Consider the following 16,972-nt stretch of genomic DNA (forward strand, 5'->3'; position numbering starts at 1 on the left):
GGCTATTTCGCCTGCTCGAGCTTCGTGGCCTTGGCCGCATCATACCACCAGTTATCCGGCGCGCCGACGCCCTGCGCATATTTCGCCGGCTTCTCCGGATGCGAGAACTGGTCCCAATAGGCAATCGGATGCGTGCTGCGGTACCATTGCGGCACCCAGTAGCGACCGGCACGGAACACGCGGTCGAGTGCGCGGCACGCATTCTTCAGGTCCGCCCTTGTTTCGGCAGCAATGGCTTTTTCGATCAGCGCATCGATCACCGGACTGGCAATCCCCGCCAGATTGTAGGATCCCTTGGTGACGGCCGCCTGCGATGAAAAGTACGGCCGCAGGCCGTCACCCGGCGTCGGCGACATGCTCAGGCGCGACGTCGTGATTTCGAAATCGAACGACTCGACACGTGCGCGATACTGCACGGCATCGATCAACCGGATTTCCGCCTCGATCCCGAGCAGCTCAAGGTTCTTGATGAAAGTCGCGTGATGCGGCTTGAAGGATGCCTCATCAAGCAGAAACTCAATCTTCAAGACGTCGCCATTCGGCAGTAGACGCTTTCGATCCTTCACCACAAGTCCCGCGTCCTGCAGCAACTGCCCCGCCTTGCGGAGCAGGGTACGATCCTGCCCTGATCCGTCAGACACCGGCGGAACATAAGGCTCGCCAAACACTTCGTCGGGCACCTTGCCGCGGAATGGCTCGAGCAGCTTCAGCTCTTCCGGTGACGGCGGCCCACTCGCCACCATATCCGAATTCTGGAACGGCGAGACGGTGCGCGCATAGGCGCCATACATGACGGTCTTGTTGGTCCACTCGAAATCGAACGCGCAGCCGATAGCTTCGCGCACGCGCGGATCGCTGAATTTTTCGCGCCGGATATTGAAGAACCAGCCCTGTCCGCCCGACGGCAATTCGTCAGGAAGAGTCTCGCGCTTGACGCGGCCATCCTTGACCGCGGGAAAATCGTAACGCGTCGCCCAGATGCGGGCGGTGAATTCCTCGCGGAACAGGTAATTCTTCGCGGTGAAGCCTTCGAAGGCGACATCGCGATCACGGTAGAACTCGTAGCGGACGGTGTCGAAATTGTAGTTGCCGCGAGCGATCGGCAGATCGGCCGCCCACCAGTCCTTGACGCGATCGTATTCGATGTAGCGGTTGACCTCGTACTTGCCGACCTTGTAGGGGCCCGAGCCGAGCGGCGTATCCAGTGTCGATTCGTCGAACGGCCGCGTCGCATAATAGGCCTTCGAGAAGATCGGCAGGCCGGCGACATAGAGTGGCACGTCACGCGCGCGATTGGGCGCGAAGGTTACGACGACTGTCGCGTCGTCGAGCGCCTCGGCCTTTACGAAGTCGCGCATCTGCACGACGATCAGCGGGTGACCTTTTTCCTTCAGCGTATTGAGCGAGAAGGCAACATCCCGTGCGGTCAGCTTCGAGCCGTCGTGGAACCGCGCCTCCGGGCGCACGGTGAAACGGTAGCTGAGCTTGTCCGGCGAGATTTGAACCGACTTCGCAGCATAGCCATACATCGCGTCGGGCTCGTCATTGGCCCGCGTCATCAACGTCGCGAACGTCATGTCCATGCCCTGCGCACCCTCGCCCTTCAGGACGTAGGCGTTCAGCGAATTGAAGGTGTAGAAGGACTGATTGTATGCGCGCACCGAGGGGATCAGCGAGAAGAACCCGCCCTTGGGCGCACTCGGATTGACGTAATCGAAACGTTGAAAGTCCGCCGGATATTTCAGATCGCCGAACACAGACATGCCGTGCATCTCGGCGCCGTCGTCGGCCGCCGCCGGCGCGACGCGAAGGCATGCAGCGCTCAACGCACCGATGCCAAGACCGAGTGCGTGCCGACGGGTGAATAGCGCCATGCGCGGATCCTTACGTTAAGAACGCTTACCGGTGTTCGCGGCCTTTTCGGCGTCGTACCACCAGATCGCCGGGAATCCAGAGAGGCCATATCTAGGCAACTCTGCGGGACGGCCGAACCGGTCCCAGCGCGCCGTACGGACCTTTGGATAGTTCCATTGCGGGACCACGTAGTGGTTCCACAACAGCACGCGGTCGAGCGCTTTCGTCGCGGCGACGAGATCTTCTCGATCCTTCGCAAAAATCACCCGCTCGATCAGCTTGTCGATCGCCGGATTCTTGATGCCGACGATATTGCGCGATCCCGGTGCGTCGGCAGATTTCGCTCCCCAGAATTCGCGTTGCTCGTTCCCGGGAGACAGGGATTCCGGCCAGGACGCGACAACGATGTCGAAATCCCAGTCGCGAAGGCGGTTTTCGTACTGGATCGGATCAATCGTGCGCACACTGATCGACATCCCGAGCCGCTCCAGTGATGGCTTGTAAGCCAGCATGACCCTTTCGAAATTCGGATCCTCGCTCAGCAGTTCGATCGCGAACGGCTCGCCGGTCCTGGAATCGACCAGTTTGCGGTCTCGCACTTCGTAGCCTGCCTCCTTGAGCAGCCGTGACGCTTCGCGCAGATTTCCGCGCACGGCTTCGGGATTGCCGCCGACCGGGTTGGTGTACACCGTCGTGAATACTTCGGCCGGTACCTGCCCGCGCACGGTTTCGAGGATGCCGAGTTCCTTGTCCTGCGGCAGACCAGTCGCCATCAGTTCCTCAGCGCCGTCGAAGAAGCTGGTGATGCGCTTGTATTGGCCGAAGAACAGCTGCTTGTTCACTTCCTCGAAGTCGAACGCATAGTTCAGAGCCCGGCGGACACGCGGATCGGCAAATTTGGCGCGACGCAGGTTTGGCGCAAAGGCCTGCATGATGCCGGAACTTCGGTTCGGAAACTCTTCCAGCACCACGCGCTTGTCGGTGACGGCCGGGAATTGATAGGCGGTCGCCCAGGCCTTGGCGCTGTTCTCTGTACGCCAATCGATCTGATCCCCCTTGAAAGCCTCGATCGCGACCGTCGGATCTCTGAAATACTCGTAGCGCAGCTCGTCGAAATTGTTGCGGCCGACATTGATCGCGAGGTCGCGGGCCCAATGATCCTTGACTCGTTCGAGAACGACGGTCCGTCCCGCGACAAAATCCTTGATGCGATAGGCTCCCGACCCGAGCGGCTTCTCGAGCGTCGTCGCGGACACGTCACGTTTGCGCCCTTGGCTATCGGTGCCCTCCCACCAGTGCTTCGGCAGAATAGTCAGCTGGCCGACGATCTGCGGGAGTTCTCGATTGCCCGGCATGTCGAAGACAAACTTCACTTCCCGGTCGCCGATCTTCTCCGCCCGCACCACGTGGCTGTAATAGGCCGAAAACATCGGGTGATGCTTCTTGAAAGCATCGAGCGAGAAGATCACGTCGTCCGGGGTGACGGGTGTGCCGTCATGCCATTTGGCCTGCGGACGAAGCCGGTAAATGACATAGGAAAAGTCGTCAGGGTAACTCGCGGCCTCCGCCAGCGATCCGTATTCCGTCGAGACTTCGTCGAGCGCAGGTGTCGTCAGGGATTCGTAGATAAGCGCGACCGCGCCCGCGACGGAGCCCTTCACCCCCGAGACGACCACATTGAAATTGTCAAAAGTGCCGATGGCAATTTGACGGACCGTGCCGCCCTTCGGCGCATCCGGATTGACATAATCAAACCGCTTGAAGTCAGCCGGATATTTGACTGTGCCGAAGAGCGACAGACCGTGCCGCCACTTCAGCCCGTCCGGGCCATCATCCGCAAATGCCGGCGTGATCGCGACGCCGGAATTGAAACCCAGCACCGGCGCCATCGCCGCCAGTGCGCTGCCTTGAAGAAGTTGTCGTCGGGTGATCGCCAATTCGGAATTCCTGTCACTAAGCCCGTTTAGATGGGACCCAATATAAGGCAACCATTCGACCAGTTACGTTGCTTTTTCCTCATGATGAGCGCTCCGGAACCGATCCGGTGCGGCGAAACGTCCCGATAGCAGACCTGCAACCCACAAATGGCTTCTCCATGCAAAAACGGCCAGGCGTTGCCTGGCCGTTCGGTCCGCGCGTGCTCGCTGAACAATTCGTTACTTCGAAGCGGTCGGCAGCGGCTCCGGGTGATCCGACATCGAATTCAGGTACGCGATCACATCGGCGCGCTCGCTGTCCTTCGGAATACCGGCGAAGCCCATCGCCGTACCCGGAATGTAGCCCTTCGGGTTGGTCAGGAACTTGTTGAGTTCATCGAAGGTCCAGGTGCCGCCCTTGGCCTTCATGGCAGCGGAGAAGTTGAACCCGCGGCCCTCGCCGCGCGCCTCGCCCACGACGCCGAACAGGTTCGGGCCGACGCGATTCGGGCCACCCTTCTCGAAGGTGTGGCAGGCTCCGCATTTCTTGGCGGCCGCCGCGCCCTTCTCGACGGAGGCGGTCTGCAGCAGCTTCTCAATCGGCTCGGACGACGCAGCAGCCGCCTCGCCGCCACCGCCATGCGACTCTTCCTTCACCGCGATCTCGAAACCCGGCTTCTCCGGCACTCTGGGCGTAAATTTCGCGCCGGCGGCAAAGCTCGTCACCAGGACAATGATGCAGGTGCCAAGCAGCGCACCGAGGATCTTATTGAGTTCGAAGGAGTCCATTTTGGATCAGGCTCCGAGCCTTGAATGTAGACTTCAGGCCGGAAGACGGCCGCGCGGAAGGACCCGGGAATCGGCCTTTCGCGCCGCCCCCAGGCCAGTTTGAGATATCGGTTTGCCCGCGCTCTGGCAACCCGTATAAACGCGCCGGATTTCGCGCAGTCCCCATCAATTCCCGCTGCCCGATCGGGCCCCGACACGATGACCGACCCCCGTATCTTGGTGCTGATTCCCGCCCGCATGGCGGCCACGCGACTTCCCGGCAAACCGCTTCTGGACATCGCCGGATTGCCCATGATCGTCCACGTGCTTCGCAGGGCGGAAGAGACCGGCATCGGTCGGGTCGCGGTCGCCACCGACACGGCGGAGATCGCAGGCGCAGTGAGGGCCGCCGGCGGCGAGGCGGTGATGACCCGCGCCGACCACCCGTCCGGCTCGGACCGGATCCACGAGGCCATGCGGACGCTGGACCCGGACGGGAAGACCGAGATCGTGGTCAACCTGCAGGGCGACTTTCCGACGATCACCCCGGACACGATCCGCGCCGCGCTGGCGCCGCTCGACGACCCGGCCGTCGACATTGCGACACTGGCCTCACAAATCCATACCGAGGATGAGGACCAGGCCCCGAGCGTGGTGAAAGCCGTTGGCTCGCCAATCGGGGTGAACCGGCTGCGCGCGCTCTATTTCACCCGCGCCACGGCGCCCCATGGCAATGGACCGCGCTACCACCACATCGGCCTCTACGCCTACCGCCGCGCGGCGCTGGAACGGTTCGTGGCGCTGCCGCCTTCGCCGCTCGAACAGCAGGAAAAGCTCGAACAGCTTCGCGCGCTGGAGGCCGGAATGCGTATCGACATCACGATCGTCGATAGCGTCCCGCGTGGCGTCGACACCCTGGCCGACCTCGAAACCGCGAGGCGGATACTGGCAAAAGCCTGAACCGCTGCTAAAAGACCCCCGCATGACCAAAAAGCTGAAAATCGCGTTCCAGGGCGAGCCTGGCGCCAATTCCCACATCGCGATCGTCGAAGCCTATCCCGACGCCGAGCCGATGCCGTGCCCGACCTTCGAGGATGCGCTGGCCGCGATTTCCTCCGGTGAAGCCGACCTCGGCATGATCCCGATCGAGAATTCGGTCGCCGGCCGCGTCGCCGACATTCATCATCTGCTGCCGGCCTCGGGCCTGTTCATCGTCGGCGAGTGGTTTTTGCCGGTCCGCCACCAGTTGATGGCAATCAAGGGGACCAAAATCTCCGACATCAAGAGCGTCGAGAGCCATGTGCACGCGCTCGGCCAGTGCCGCCGCGTCATCCGCAAGCTCGGCATCAAGCCGATCGTCGCCGCCGACACCGCCGGCAGCGCCCGCGACATCTCCGAGCGCGGCGACAAAAGCGTCGCTGCGATTGCCTCGCGGCTTGCCGCCGATATCTATGGCCTCGACATCCTCGCCGAGGACATCGAGGACGAGGCCCACAACACCACCCGCTTCGTGGTGCTGGCGCGGGAGGCGAACTGGGCCAGGCAAGGTTCGGGACCGCTCGTCACCACCTTTGTATTCCGGGTGCGCAACCTGCCCGCCGCGCTCTACAAGGCGCTCGGCGGCTTTGCCACCAACGGCGTCAACATGACCAAGCTCGAAAGCTACATGGTCGACGGCAATTTCTTCGCCACGCAATTCTATGCCGACGTTGACGGCCATCCTGAGGATCGCGGCCTTACCTTCGCGCTGGAGGAGCTGAAATTCTTCTCCCGCGAATTCCGCATCATCGGCGTCTATCCGGCGCATCCGTTCCGCGCGACCTTTACCGAGACCCGGGACTGATTGGGGCGATTCGGGCGCGCAAAGCGTGAACCTGTGCCCGCGCTCCGCCCCCGGATCGGTTCCAACTACGCCGCCACCTTGGCCAGCCCGAAGGCGCCGGCGAGAAGGCTGTAGGATTTCTTCCGGGCTTCGTGGTCGAAGACCGCTGATATCACCATCAATTCGTCCGCTTGGGTCGCAGCAATCAGCGGCTGCAGCCTGGCCATCACGGTCGCAGGGCTGCCGACGAAGAAGCGCGAGCGGTTGCGCGCGATCGAGGCGCGCTCGGCGTCCGTGTAGGGATAGGCCTCCGCTTCCTCGACGCCTGGCAGCGGCAGATACTCGCCGCGGTCGCGGCGCAGGCGGTTGAGGTCCATCGACAACGCAAGCTTCTCGGCCTCCGCGTCGGTCTCTGCGGCGACCACGGCGACCGCCAGGATGCTGTGCGGCGTGGCGCGCCAGCCCGACGGAGTGAAGTGCGCGCGGTAGTTCGTCATCGCCGCGATAGCATCATGGGTGGCGAAATGATGCGCAAATGCAAAGCCCATCCCGACCTGCGCGGCGAGTTCGGCGGAGTAATCACTCGAGCCAAGCAGCCAGATCGGCGGCAGCGGCGTGTCGTCCGGCATTGCCACGACCTTGTTGTAGGGATGGCCGGGCGGGAAATCGCGCGTCTCCCACAAGGTCAACTCATGCAGCCGCTCGAGGAAATCGTCGCCCTCGCGGCGGTCGAGCCTGCTCCTCAGCGCATAGGCGGTCGCGCCGTCGGTGCCGGGCGCGCGGCCGAGGCCGAGATCGATCCGGCCCGGAAACAGCGCCTCCAGCATCTTGAAACGTTCGGCGACCGCCAGCGGCGCATGATTGGGCAGCATCACGCCGCCGGAGCCGACGCGGATGTTCCGCGTCACCGCCGCGATCTGCCCTATCATCAGGTCGGGCGCAGGGCTTGCGACGGAGGCGAGGTTGTGATGTTCGGCAAGCCAGTACCTGACATAGCCGAGGCCATCGACATGGCGCGCCAGATCGATGCTGTTGCGCAGCGCGGCGGCGGGCTTGGTATCGGTGGTGACGACCGAAAGGTCCAGAACGGAGAGCGGAATCATGGTGCTGAAACTAGTGTGGACCGATGGGTCGACAAAGGCCCCGGCCATGCAGATCTGGCCCGCGCGCGATGGCACCTGACGCACCGTCCGACCTTCGGATGTTGGGCTGGATTGCTATAGTTCATTGACATCATCATTCTGCCCACATTGAGAGGAAGTATAAGGTGGTCGCACCTCTCAGTTAATTATAAGATATCACTAACGTTTTCGTTTATTCAGCGATGAATTTACTGCCCACTTATGACATGCACACGGTTGTGAAGGTCGCGTTTCCAAATTAAATGGGCTATTTCCCATCACTGGTGGGCTGTCGGTCTGAATGCGCATGGCCTACCTTACGGCCTCCAGAACCAAACCGGTTGTCTGCCCAACCCTGTGGAGCCCGAGAGGTCCCATGTCCGATCCTACGTCCCCGGCTGCAAACGGGCATCGCGCAACGAAGACGCCGAAGATCTCCTTCGAGTTTTTCCCGCCGAAGACCGAGGAGATGGAGCGCAATCTCTGGGACACCATCAACCGCCTGGCGCCACTGACGCCGAATTTCGTCTCTGTCACCTATGGCGCGGGCGGATCGACCCGCGAGCGCACCCACGCGACCATCACGCGCATCCTGAAGGAGACCGAGCTGCTGCCGGCCGCGCATCTGACCTGCGTCGGCGCGTCGTGCGGCGAGATCGACGACATCGTCGACCGCTACCACGACGTCGGTGTGCGCCACATCGTGGCGCTGCGGGGTGATCCGCCCGGCGGAATCGGCACGCCGTATTTCACCCACCCGGACGGCTACCAGAGTTCGGCCGGGCTCGTCGCCGGGATCAAGAAGCGTCATCCGGACATCGAGGTGTCGGTCTCCGCCTATCCCGAGAAGCATCCGGAAGCCGCCGACTTCGACGCCGACATCGACACGCTGCAGGCCAAGGTCGACGCCGGCGCAACACGCGCCATCACCCAGGTGTTCTTCGACAACGATCTCTACTTCCGCTACCGCGACCGGGTGTGCGCCCGCGGCATCGCGATCCCGATCGTGCCGGGCATCATGCCGATGCACAATTTCAAGCAGGCCCGCAATTTCGTGACCCGCGCCGGCACCACGGTGCCGGATTGGTTCGCTGCGAAATTCGACGGTCTCGATAACGACGCGGAGACGCGCAAGCTGGTGGCGGCGACCGTGGCCGCAGGCCAGGTGCAAAAGCTGTTCAAGCACGGCGTCGACACCTTCCACTTCTACACCATGAACCGCGCGGACCTCGTCTTCGCGATCAGCCACTTGCTCGGCATCCGGCCGAACGCCGCGCAGAAAGCTGCCTGATCCATGACCGCACCAGTTTCTACCAAGCGTATCGCCCTGCTCGCGGCTGCCCGCGAGCGCATCCTGGTGCTCGACGGCGCCATGGGCACGATGATCCAGGGCCTGCAGTTCGATGAGGCGGCGTTCCGCGGCGATCGGTTCAAGAATTTCCACCGCGACATCAGGGGCAATAACGATCTCCTGATCCTGACCCAGCCGAAGGCGATCGAGGACATCCACGCCGCCTATTTGCGCGCCGGTGCCGACATCGTCGCCACCAACACTTTCTCCTCGACCTCGATCGCGCAGGCCGACTACGACATGTCGGACCTCGCCTATGAGCTCAACCTGGAAGGCGCCAAGCTGGCACGCGCCGCCACCGAGCGCGTGTCGGCAGAAGACGGCAAGCAACGCTTCGTCGCCGGCGCGCTCGGCCCGACCAACCGCACCGCCTCGATCTCGCCCGACGTCTCCAACCCCGGCTACCGGGCCGTGACCTTCGACGATCTGCGCAAGGCCTATGGCGAGCAGGTCAAGGGCCTGCTCGACGGCGGCGCCGACCTGCTGCTGGTCGAGACGATCTTCGACACCTTGAACGCCAAGGCGGCGCTCTATGCGATTTCGGAAATCGCAGAGGAGCGCAGCATCGACGTGCCCGTGATGGTGTCGGGGACCATCACCGACAAGTCCGGCCGGCTGCTCTCGGGTCAACTGCCGGAAGCGTTCTGGCATTCGGTGCGGCACGCCAGGCCGATTACGATCGGCTTCAACTGCGCGCTTGGCGCGGAAGACCTGCGGGCGCACATCGCCGATATCGGCCGTGTCGCCGACACGCTGGTCTGCGCCTATCCGAATGCCGGCCTGCCCAACGAGTTCGGCCAGTATGACGAGACGCCAGGATATATGTCGCGGCTGATCGGCGAGTTCGCTCGTGACGGCCTTGTCAACATCGTCGGCGGCTGCTGTGGCACCACGCCCGACCATATCGCGGCAATCGCTGCCGCTGTCGCCCCGCACAAGCCGCGTGTCGTGCCGGTGATCGAGCCACGACTGAGGCTCTCGGGCCTCGAGCCGTTTACGCTGACCGACACGATTCCCTTTGTGAACGTCGGCGAGCGCACCAACGTCACCGGCTCGGCGCGCTTCCGCAAGCTGATCACCGCGGGCGACTACACTGCGGCGCTGCAGGTCGCGCGCGACCAGGTCGAGAACGGGGCCCAGATCATCGACGTCAACATGGACGAAGGTCTGCTCGATTCCGAGAAGGCGATGGTGACGTTCCTCAACCTCGTCGCCGCCGAGCCCGACATCGCCCGCGTGCCCGTGATGGTCGACTCCTCGAAATTCCACGTCATCGAGGCCGGCCTGAAGTGCCTGCAGGGCAAGCCGATCGTGAATTCGATCTCGCTCAAGGAAGGCGAGGACAAGTTCATCCACGAGGCGACGATCGCGAAGCGCCATGGCGCGGCCGTGGTGGTGATGGCGTTCGACGAGACCGGACAAGCCGACACGTTCGCGCGCAAGACCGATATCTGCAAGCGCGCCTACGACATCCTCGTCAACCGGCTCGACTTCCCGCCCGAGGACATCATCTTCGATCCGAACATCTTCGCGATCGCGACCGGGCTGGAGGAGCACAACAATTACGGCGTCGACTTCATCGAGGCGGCACGCTGGATCCGGGCGAACCTGAAGGGCGCGCACATCTCCGGCGGCGTCTCCAACCTTTCGTTCTCGTTCCGCGGCAACGAGCCGGTGCGCGAGGCGATGCATTCGGTGTTCCTGTATCACGCCATCCATGCCGGGATGGACATGGGCATCGTCAATGCCGGGCAGATGATCGTCTATGACGACATCGACCCCGAGCTGCGCCAGACCTGCGAGGACGTCATCCTCAATCGCGATCCGGGCGCCTCCGAGCGGCTGCTCGCCCTGGCCGAAAAATTCCGCGGCAAGGAGAAGCAGGCCAAGGAAGCCGATCTTGCCTGGCGCGAATGGCCCGTCGAGAAGCGGCTCTCCCACGCGCTGGTGCACGGCATCACCGAGTTCATCGAGGCTGATACCGAAGCCGCGCGGCAAAACGCGTCGCGTCCGCTCGACGTCATCGAGGGGCCGCTGATGGCCAGCATGAACGTCGTCGGCGACCTCTTCGGCGACGGCAAGATGTTCCTGCCGCAGGTCGTGAAGTCCGCGCGGGTGATGAAGCAGGCGGTTGCCTATCTGATGCCGTTCATGGAGGAGGAGAAGGCGCGCAACCTCGCCAATGGCATCACCGGCGGCCGCAACGCAGCCGGCAAGATCGTGCTCGCGACCGTAAAGGGCGACGTCCACGACATCGGCAAGAACATCGTCGGCATCGTGCTCCAGTGCAACAATTTCGAGGTGATCGACCTCGGCGTGATGGTGCCCGCCAACAAGATCATCGAGACGGCGAAGGCCGAAGGCGCCGACATCATCGGCCTGTCGGGCCTGATCACGCCTTCGCTCGACGAGATGAGCTTTCTTGCCGGCGAGCTCGAGCGCCAGGGCATGAACTTGCCGCTGTTGATCGGCGGCGCCACCACGAGCCGCGTGCATACCGCGGTGAAGATCGACCCGAACTATCCGGGCGGCCCTGTGGTGCACGTCAATGACGCGAGCCGCGCGGTCGGCGTCGCCTCCTCGCTGCTGTCGGCGGACAAGCGGAAGGTCTATGCCGCCGAGGTGCGCGCCGAATACGCGAAGATTTCCGCCGCACATTTCCGCGCCCAGGCCGACAAGAAGCGGCTGAAGCTTGGCCAAGCCCGGGCCAACAAGGTCGCGATCGACTTTGCGGCCAGGCCGCCGGCGAAACCGACCTTCTTCGGCCTGAAGAGCTTTGATGCATACGACCTCGCGGAGTTGGCCGCCTTCATCGACTGGACGCCGTTCTTCCAGACCTGGGAACTGACCGGCCGCTTCCCGGCGATCCTCGACGATCCCAAGATCGGCGAGGTCGCGCGCTCGCTTTATGCCGACGCGCGCAAGATGCTCGACCGCATCATCCAGGAGAAGTGGTTCAAGGCCCGCGCCACCATCGGCTTCTGGCCGGCTAACACAGTTGGCGATGACATCGAGGTCTATGCCGACGAGACGCGCCGCCAAAAGATCGCGACCTTCCACACCCTGCGCCAGCAGCTCGAGAAGCGTGAGGGCCGCTTCAACGCCGCGCTGTCCGATTTCATCGCGCCGGTTGGTTCCGGCGTGCCCGACTATGTCGGCGGCTTCGTCGTCACCGCCGGGATCGGCGAGGATGCGGTCGCTGACCGCTTCAAGAACGCCAATGACGACTACTCCTCGATCCTGTGCAAGGCGCTAGCCGACCGGCTCGCGGAGGCCTTCGCCGAGCGCATGCACCAGCGCGTGCGCAAGGAGTTCTGGGCCTACGCGCCCAACGAGGCGCTGTCGTCGGAGGAACTGATCCTCGAGAAATATGACGGCATCCGCCCGGCGCCCGGCTATCCGGCGCAGCCTGACCACACCGAAAAGAAGACGCTGTTCGCGCTGCTCGATGCGGAAGCCACCGCCGGCGTGAAGCTGACCGAAAGCTTTGCAATGTGGCCCGGCTCCTCGGTCTCGGGGCTCTATTTCTCTCATCCCGAAAGCTTCTATTTCGGCGTCGGCAAGATCGAGCACGACCAGGTCGAGGACTATGCCGCACGCAAGGACATGACGGTCGCCGAGGTCGAGCGCTGGCTCGCGCCGATCCTGAACTATATCCCGTCGCAGGATCAGGCGAAGGAGCCGAAGCTCGCCGCCGCCGCCGTGCCCGCCAACGACGAGGCGTCCAAGGAATTGGCCTCGCATCCGCCGGGGTGCACCTGCGCCGTGCACCTCGTCTGGCGCAAGAAGGCGGTCGGAGCGGGCTAGCTCAGCGCGCTCTTCACCTCGCCCCGCGCTTCGCGGGGAGAGGTCGAAGCCGAAGGCTTCGGGTGAGGGGCGTCTCCACAATAACGTCGCCTTGTTATCCGGTGAGGATTTTCGAATCCGAGAGGGTTATAGTCCGAGCATCATCGTGCCACGCCCCTCACCCGGCACTGCGCGCCGACCTCTCCCCGCAAAAAGGGGCGAGGTGAAGAACACGGATATCCCCCATGAAATTCTTCTCCTTCTGGCGATCGCTGGCGAGCTTTCGGGTGCGGATCGCACTCAATCTGAAAGATCTCCCGGCCGAGGTGGTCTTCGTCGACATCGATGCCGAGGCGCATCGCGCCGACGCCTATCGCAAGATCAATCCGCAGATGGCGCTGCCGGCACTGGTCGAGGACGACGGCACCGTGCTGTTCCAGTCACTCGCGATCATCGAATATCTCGACGAGAAGCACCCGACCCCGCCGTTGCTGCCGGCCGACGCGCTCGGCCGCGCCCGGGTGCGCGGGCTTTCGCTGCTGGTCGCCTGCGAGGGCCATCCGCTGCTGACGCCGCGGGTGCGGCGCTATCTCGACCGCGAGCTCGATTTGCGCGACAGCCAGCAGAACGCCTGGCGGCGGCACTGGACGGTCGAGACGCTCGCAGCTCTCGAAGGCCATCTCGCCGGCCACAAGGCGACCGGTCAGTTCTGCCATGGCGATCAGCCCGGTCTTGCCGACGTCTGCCTGGTCGGCCACGTCACGGCCGCCATCAACCAGCAGATCAGCCTGTCGCCGTGGCCTACGGTGAAGCGCATCCATGAGACCGCAATGGCGCTGCCGGCGTTTGCGAACGCGCATCCGGCTGCGCAGCCCGATACGCCGGAGGCGATGCGGGCGAAATAAACACCGTCGTTCGAGGAACCGGAAGTTCCGTCGGGGCGTTGGGCCGGAGCTATTTTCCGGCCGCCGGCCACCTATTGCGCGGCCACCCATTGCGCCAGATGAAGGATTCCGGATGCCGGAAATCGCAGTTCCGACACCCTCAAACATCGACTCCCGCCGATTTGCCGGTCCAGTTCATCATCTCCGTACGACGCTGAAAGCAGCCACTGCCGCCGACCATGCGCGGCTCGACGGCAGGCTCTCGGCGTTCGACCTCACCACCCTCGCCGGCTATCGCAACTTCCTCGAGGTGAACGCGGCGGCGCTGCTGCCGCTCGAGGCGGCGCTGGTTGTGGCCGGCGTGCGGCAAGTGCTTCCCGACTGGGACCGCCGCGCGCGCAGCCACGCCATTCTCAATGATCTCGCCCGCATCGGCGGCAGATCGCAGCCGCTCGATCCACCCGCGCTCGCCGACCGCTTTGCCGCGCTGGGCACGCTTTACGTGCTGGAAGGCTCGCGGCTCGGCGCGGCCTATCTGCTCAAGCATGTCAGGCGTGCCGCGGACCCGCGCATCGTCGGCGCCACCTGCTATCTCGCGCATGGCGTCGGTCAGAATCTGTGGGCGAGCTTCCTTGCCGTTCTCGAAAGCCATGCACCCGACCTGGTCGACGAGGACGACATCGTTGCATCGGCCCGCCGCGCCTTCGATCTGTTCGCCAGGGCGGCTGTGCTGTCATGAGGCCTCAGGTTGATCTCACCAATTGCGATCGCGAGCCGATCCACATTCCAGGCAGCGTGCAACCATTTGGCTTTCTGATCGCTTTGCAATCCGACTTCACCGTGTGCATGGCCTCGGACAATGTCGCGGCCTATCTCGGTCGCGACGCGAGCCAGATCTTCCAGCGGCCGATCGACGACATTTTCTCTCAGGCGGCCATCGACGCGATTCGCACCCGCGTCGACTATCTGACCGGCCCCGATGCGACCGAACGCATCTTCGGCGTAGAGCTTCAGGACGGCGGCGAACCGTTTGACGTCGCGATCCACTTCTCCGGCGCCTATCTCGTCATCGAGGCCGAGCCGTCGGTGATCGAGCCCGACGTCAATTCCGGCGAGCTGGTGCGGCTGATGCTCGGCCGCGTTCGCAAGACACGAGGCGTCACCGAACTGGCGCAGGAGGCCGCGCGGCAGGTCACAATCCTGACCGGCTTCGACCGGGTGATGGTGTATCGGTTTCATCAGGACGGCTCGGGCGAGGTGATCGCGGAGGTCGCCAAGGCAGGCCTCGAATCCTTCCTTGGCCTGCATTATCCCGCCTCCGACATTCCGCAACAGGCGCGCACGCTCTACACGCGAAACTGGCTGCGGATCATCGCCGACGTCGACAGCAGGCCGGTGCCGCTGTCCTCGATCGCAACTCACAGCGCAGGCCTGCTCGACCTGTCGATGAGCACGCTGCGCTCGGTGTCGCCGATCCACATCGAATACCTGCAGAACATGGGCGTCGGAGCCTCGATGTCGGTCTCGATCCTGCGCGACGGCAAGCTCTGGGGCCTCTTCGCCTGCCATCACTATTCGCCCCGCCACATCTCGTTCGAGCGGCGCACCGCCGCCGAGCTGTTCGGCCAGATGTTCTCCTGGATTCTGGAGACCCGGGAGCGCGAGCGAACCATCGCCTACGAGACGCGCGCCCAGCAGATCCAGGAGCGGCTGATCGAAGCCGCCGCGGCCCACGAGCACAGCCACCGCGCCATCTTCGATTTCGTCGACGACTACCGCAACATGATCGCATGCGATGGCATCGCCATCTGGTCGGATGGCGAGATCAGGCTGTCCGGCGACACGCCTACCGAAGCGGAGGTCAAGGACCTCGTCGCCTTCATCAACCGCACCTCGCCCGGCCGCATCACCGCGAGCGGCGAGATCGCCAAGGTCTATGCCGCTGGCGGATCGTTCCGCGATCGCGCGGCCGGTTTCCTTGCCATCCCCATCTCGCGCGTGCCGCGCGACTGCCTGATTTTCTTCCGCCGCGAGGTGCAGCGCTCGGTCAACTGGGCCGGCGCACCGGACAAGGTGTATGCCACCGGCCCGCTCGGCCCGCGATTGACCCCGCGCAAGAGCTTCGAGCTGTGGCAGGAGGTGGTGCACGGCCAGTCCAAACCGTGGACGCAGGCAGACCTGCACATCGCCGAGGGCCTGCGCATCACGCTGCTCGAGGTGATCCTGCAGCTTGCCGATCTTGCCGCCCGCGAACGCAAGAGCGCGCAGGAGCGGCAGGAATTGATGATCGCCGAGCTCAACCATCGCGTCCGCAACATTCTCGGCCTGGTGCGCGGGCTCGTGGCGCAGAGCAAGGACACCGCGACCTCGATCGAGGAATTTGCCGGCGTGCTCGGCGGCCGCATCCAGGCGCTCGCCCGCGCGCATGACCAGATCACCAGCCTGAACTGGGCGCCGGTGGCGCTGAAGTCGCTGGTCGAATCGGAAGCCGGCGCCTATCTCGGCGCACGCGCCGGACGCATCAAGATGGGCGGACCGGACGTGGCGCTTGATCCCAAGGCGTTCGCGACGCTGGCGCTCGTGGTCCACGAGATGATGACCAACTCCGCCAAGTATGGCGCGCTGGCGGATTCCACCGGCCAGGTCGAGATCGTCTGGAAGCTCGACCCGAGCTCCGGTCTCATCATCGACTGGAAGGAGAGCGGTGGCCCGCCGGTGCAGCCGCCGTCGCGCCGCGGCTTCGGCACCACCATCATCGAACGCTCGATCCCGTTCGATCTCAAGGGCGACACCGAACTGCGTTTCGACCTGCTCGGCGTGCAGGCGCGCTTCGTGATCCCCGCCAATTTCGTGGAGTTGATGTCGATGTCCGGTGTCGCAACCAAGATCGAAGCCGAGGAGCCCGCCGCGCCGCGCATTTCCGGCACCGCGCTGATCGTAGAGGACAACCTGATCATCGCGATGGGCGCGGAAGTCATCCTGCTCGAACTCGGCGCGCGTCATGTCGAGACCGCCGCCTCCGTCGCCCAGGCGCGCGCGGCGATCGAGCGCAGCACGCCGGGCTTTGCGCTGCTCGACCTCAATCTCGGCAGCGAGAACAGCGTCCCGGTCGCGCAAAAGCTGTCCGAGTTGAACGTCCCCTTCGTGTTCGCCACCGGCTACGGCGAGCGCGCTCCGATTCCGCCGGAGCTGGAGTCGGCGCCGGTGATCCAGAAGCCCTATACCCGCGACGTGGTCGAGGCGGCGCTGGCCAGGCTGCGAGACGCGGCGGGATAGATGAGGATCTCGTCATCGCGAGCGTGAGCGAAGCAATCCATTTCGCCGCATGCGGCGCGATCGATTGCCGCGGCGCCGCGCGCCTCGCAATAACGGGGTGACGGTTCAGATTTAATTGTCAGACAGCAATGAGGATGTGAGCCCGCATTCTCGCGGCACGAAATGCCCGAGCTTTGCGTCTCTTTCCGCCCTCA

At 63.9% G+C, this 16,972-nt stretch carries 11 protein-coding genes; 7 read left to right on the forward strand and 4 right to left on the reverse strand.

Annotated features, from left to right (window positions below; translation table 11 throughout):
- Nucleotides 1–2: 2 nt before the first annotated feature.
- The 3 genes from JQ553_RS01380 to JQ553_RS01390 all read right to left on the reverse strand — a co-directional run bounded on the left by JQ553_RS01380 (nucleotide 3) and on the right by JQ553_RS01390 (nucleotide 4,559).
- A complete protein-coding gene (locus JQ553_RS01380; protein ID WP_212498088.1) occupies nucleotides 3–1,874 on the reverse strand; it encodes an extracellular solute-binding protein in 1,872 nt (623 codons plus the stop codon).
- A 15-nt stretch (nucleotides 1,875–1,889) separates the two neighbouring features.
- On the reverse strand, nucleotides 1,890–3,791 hold the full coding sequence (locus JQ553_RS01385; protein ID WP_212498089.1) for an extracellular solute-binding protein: 1,902 nt from the start codon (nucleotides 3,789–3,791) through the stop codon (nucleotides 1,890–1,892).
- Nucleotides 3,792–4,010: 219 nt separating this feature from the next.
- Nucleotides 4,011–4,559 (reverse strand): cytochrome c family protein, encoded by a 549-nt coding sequence (locus JQ553_RS01390; RefSeq protein ID WP_212498090.1) that lies wholly within the window; start codon nucleotides 4,557–4,559, stop codon nucleotides 4,011–4,013.
- A 198-nt stretch (nucleotides 4,560–4,757) separates the two neighbouring features.
- Between JQ553_RS01390 and JQ553_RS01395 the strand changes: the two genes are divergently transcribed.
- Nucleotides 4,758–5,498 (forward strand): 3-deoxy-manno-octulosonate cytidylyltransferase, encoded by a 741-nt coding sequence (locus JQ553_RS01395; protein ID WP_212498091.1) that lies wholly within the window; start codon nucleotides 4,758–4,760, stop codon nucleotides 5,496–5,498.
- Between the two features lie 22 nt (nucleotides 5,499–5,520).
- A complete protein-coding gene (locus JQ553_RS01400) occupies nucleotides 5,521–6,381 on the forward strand; it encodes a prephenate dehydratase (RefSeq protein WP_212498092.1) in 861 nt (286 codons plus the stop codon).
- A gap of 65 nt (nucleotides 6,382–6,446) precedes the next feature.
- Here JQ553_RS01400 and JQ553_RS01405 read toward each other — a convergent pair whose 3' ends face one another.
- The gene (locus tag JQ553_RS01405) at nucleotides 6,447–7,463 is read right to left on the reverse strand and encodes an LLM class flavin-dependent oxidoreductase (RefSeq protein WP_212498763.1); all 1,017 of its coding nucleotides are present in this window, start codon (nucleotides 7,461–7,463) and stop codon (nucleotides 6,447–6,449) included.
- Between the two features lie 394 nt (nucleotides 7,464–7,857).
- Here JQ553_RS01405 and metF point away from each other — a divergent pair, with 394 nt between their 5' ends.
- The 5 genes from metF (at nucleotide 7,858) to JQ553_RS01430 (ending at nucleotide 16,778) form a co-directional block, all read left to right on the forward strand.
- Complete coding sequence (metF, locus tag JQ553_RS01410) at nucleotides 7,858–8,772, forward strand: methylenetetrahydrofolate reductase [NAD(P)H] (protein ID WP_212498093.1); 915 nt, start codon at nucleotides 7,858–7,860, stop codon at nucleotides 8,770–8,772.
- 3 nt (nucleotides 8,773–8,775) lie between these two features.
- Nucleotides 8,776–12,639, forward strand: a complete 3,864-nt coding sequence (gene metH, locus JQ553_RS01415; protein WP_212498094.1) for a methionine synthase — start codon at nucleotides 8,776–8,778, stop codon at nucleotides 12,637–12,639.
- 224 nt (nucleotides 12,640–12,863) lie between these two features.
- The gene (gene maiA, locus JQ553_RS01420; RefSeq protein WP_212498095.1) at nucleotides 12,864–13,523 is read left to right on the forward strand and encodes a maleylacetoacetate isomerase; all 660 of its coding nucleotides are present in this window, start codon (nucleotides 12,864–12,866) and stop codon (nucleotides 13,521–13,523) included.
- 112 nt (nucleotides 13,524–13,635) lie between these two features.
- A complete protein-coding gene (locus JQ553_RS01425; protein WP_249143884.1) occupies nucleotides 13,636–14,241 on the forward strand; it encodes a biliverdin-producing heme oxygenase in 606 nt (201 codons plus the stop codon).
- Nucleotides 14,238–16,778, forward strand: coding sequence for an HWE histidine kinase domain-containing protein (locus tag JQ553_RS01430; protein ID WP_212498096.1), 2,541 nt, complete (start codon nucleotides 14,238–14,240; stop codon nucleotides 16,776–16,778). Before JQ553_RS01425 ends, JQ553_RS01430 begins: the two co-directional genes overlap by 4 nt.
- Nucleotides 16,779–16,972: the final 194 nt, after the last annotated feature.

The organism is Bradyrhizobium lablabi, from assembly GCF_018131005.1.
Classification (GTDB): domain Bacteria; phylum Pseudomonadota; class Alphaproteobacteria; order Rhizobiales; family Xanthobacteraceae; genus Bradyrhizobium; species Bradyrhizobium lablabi_D.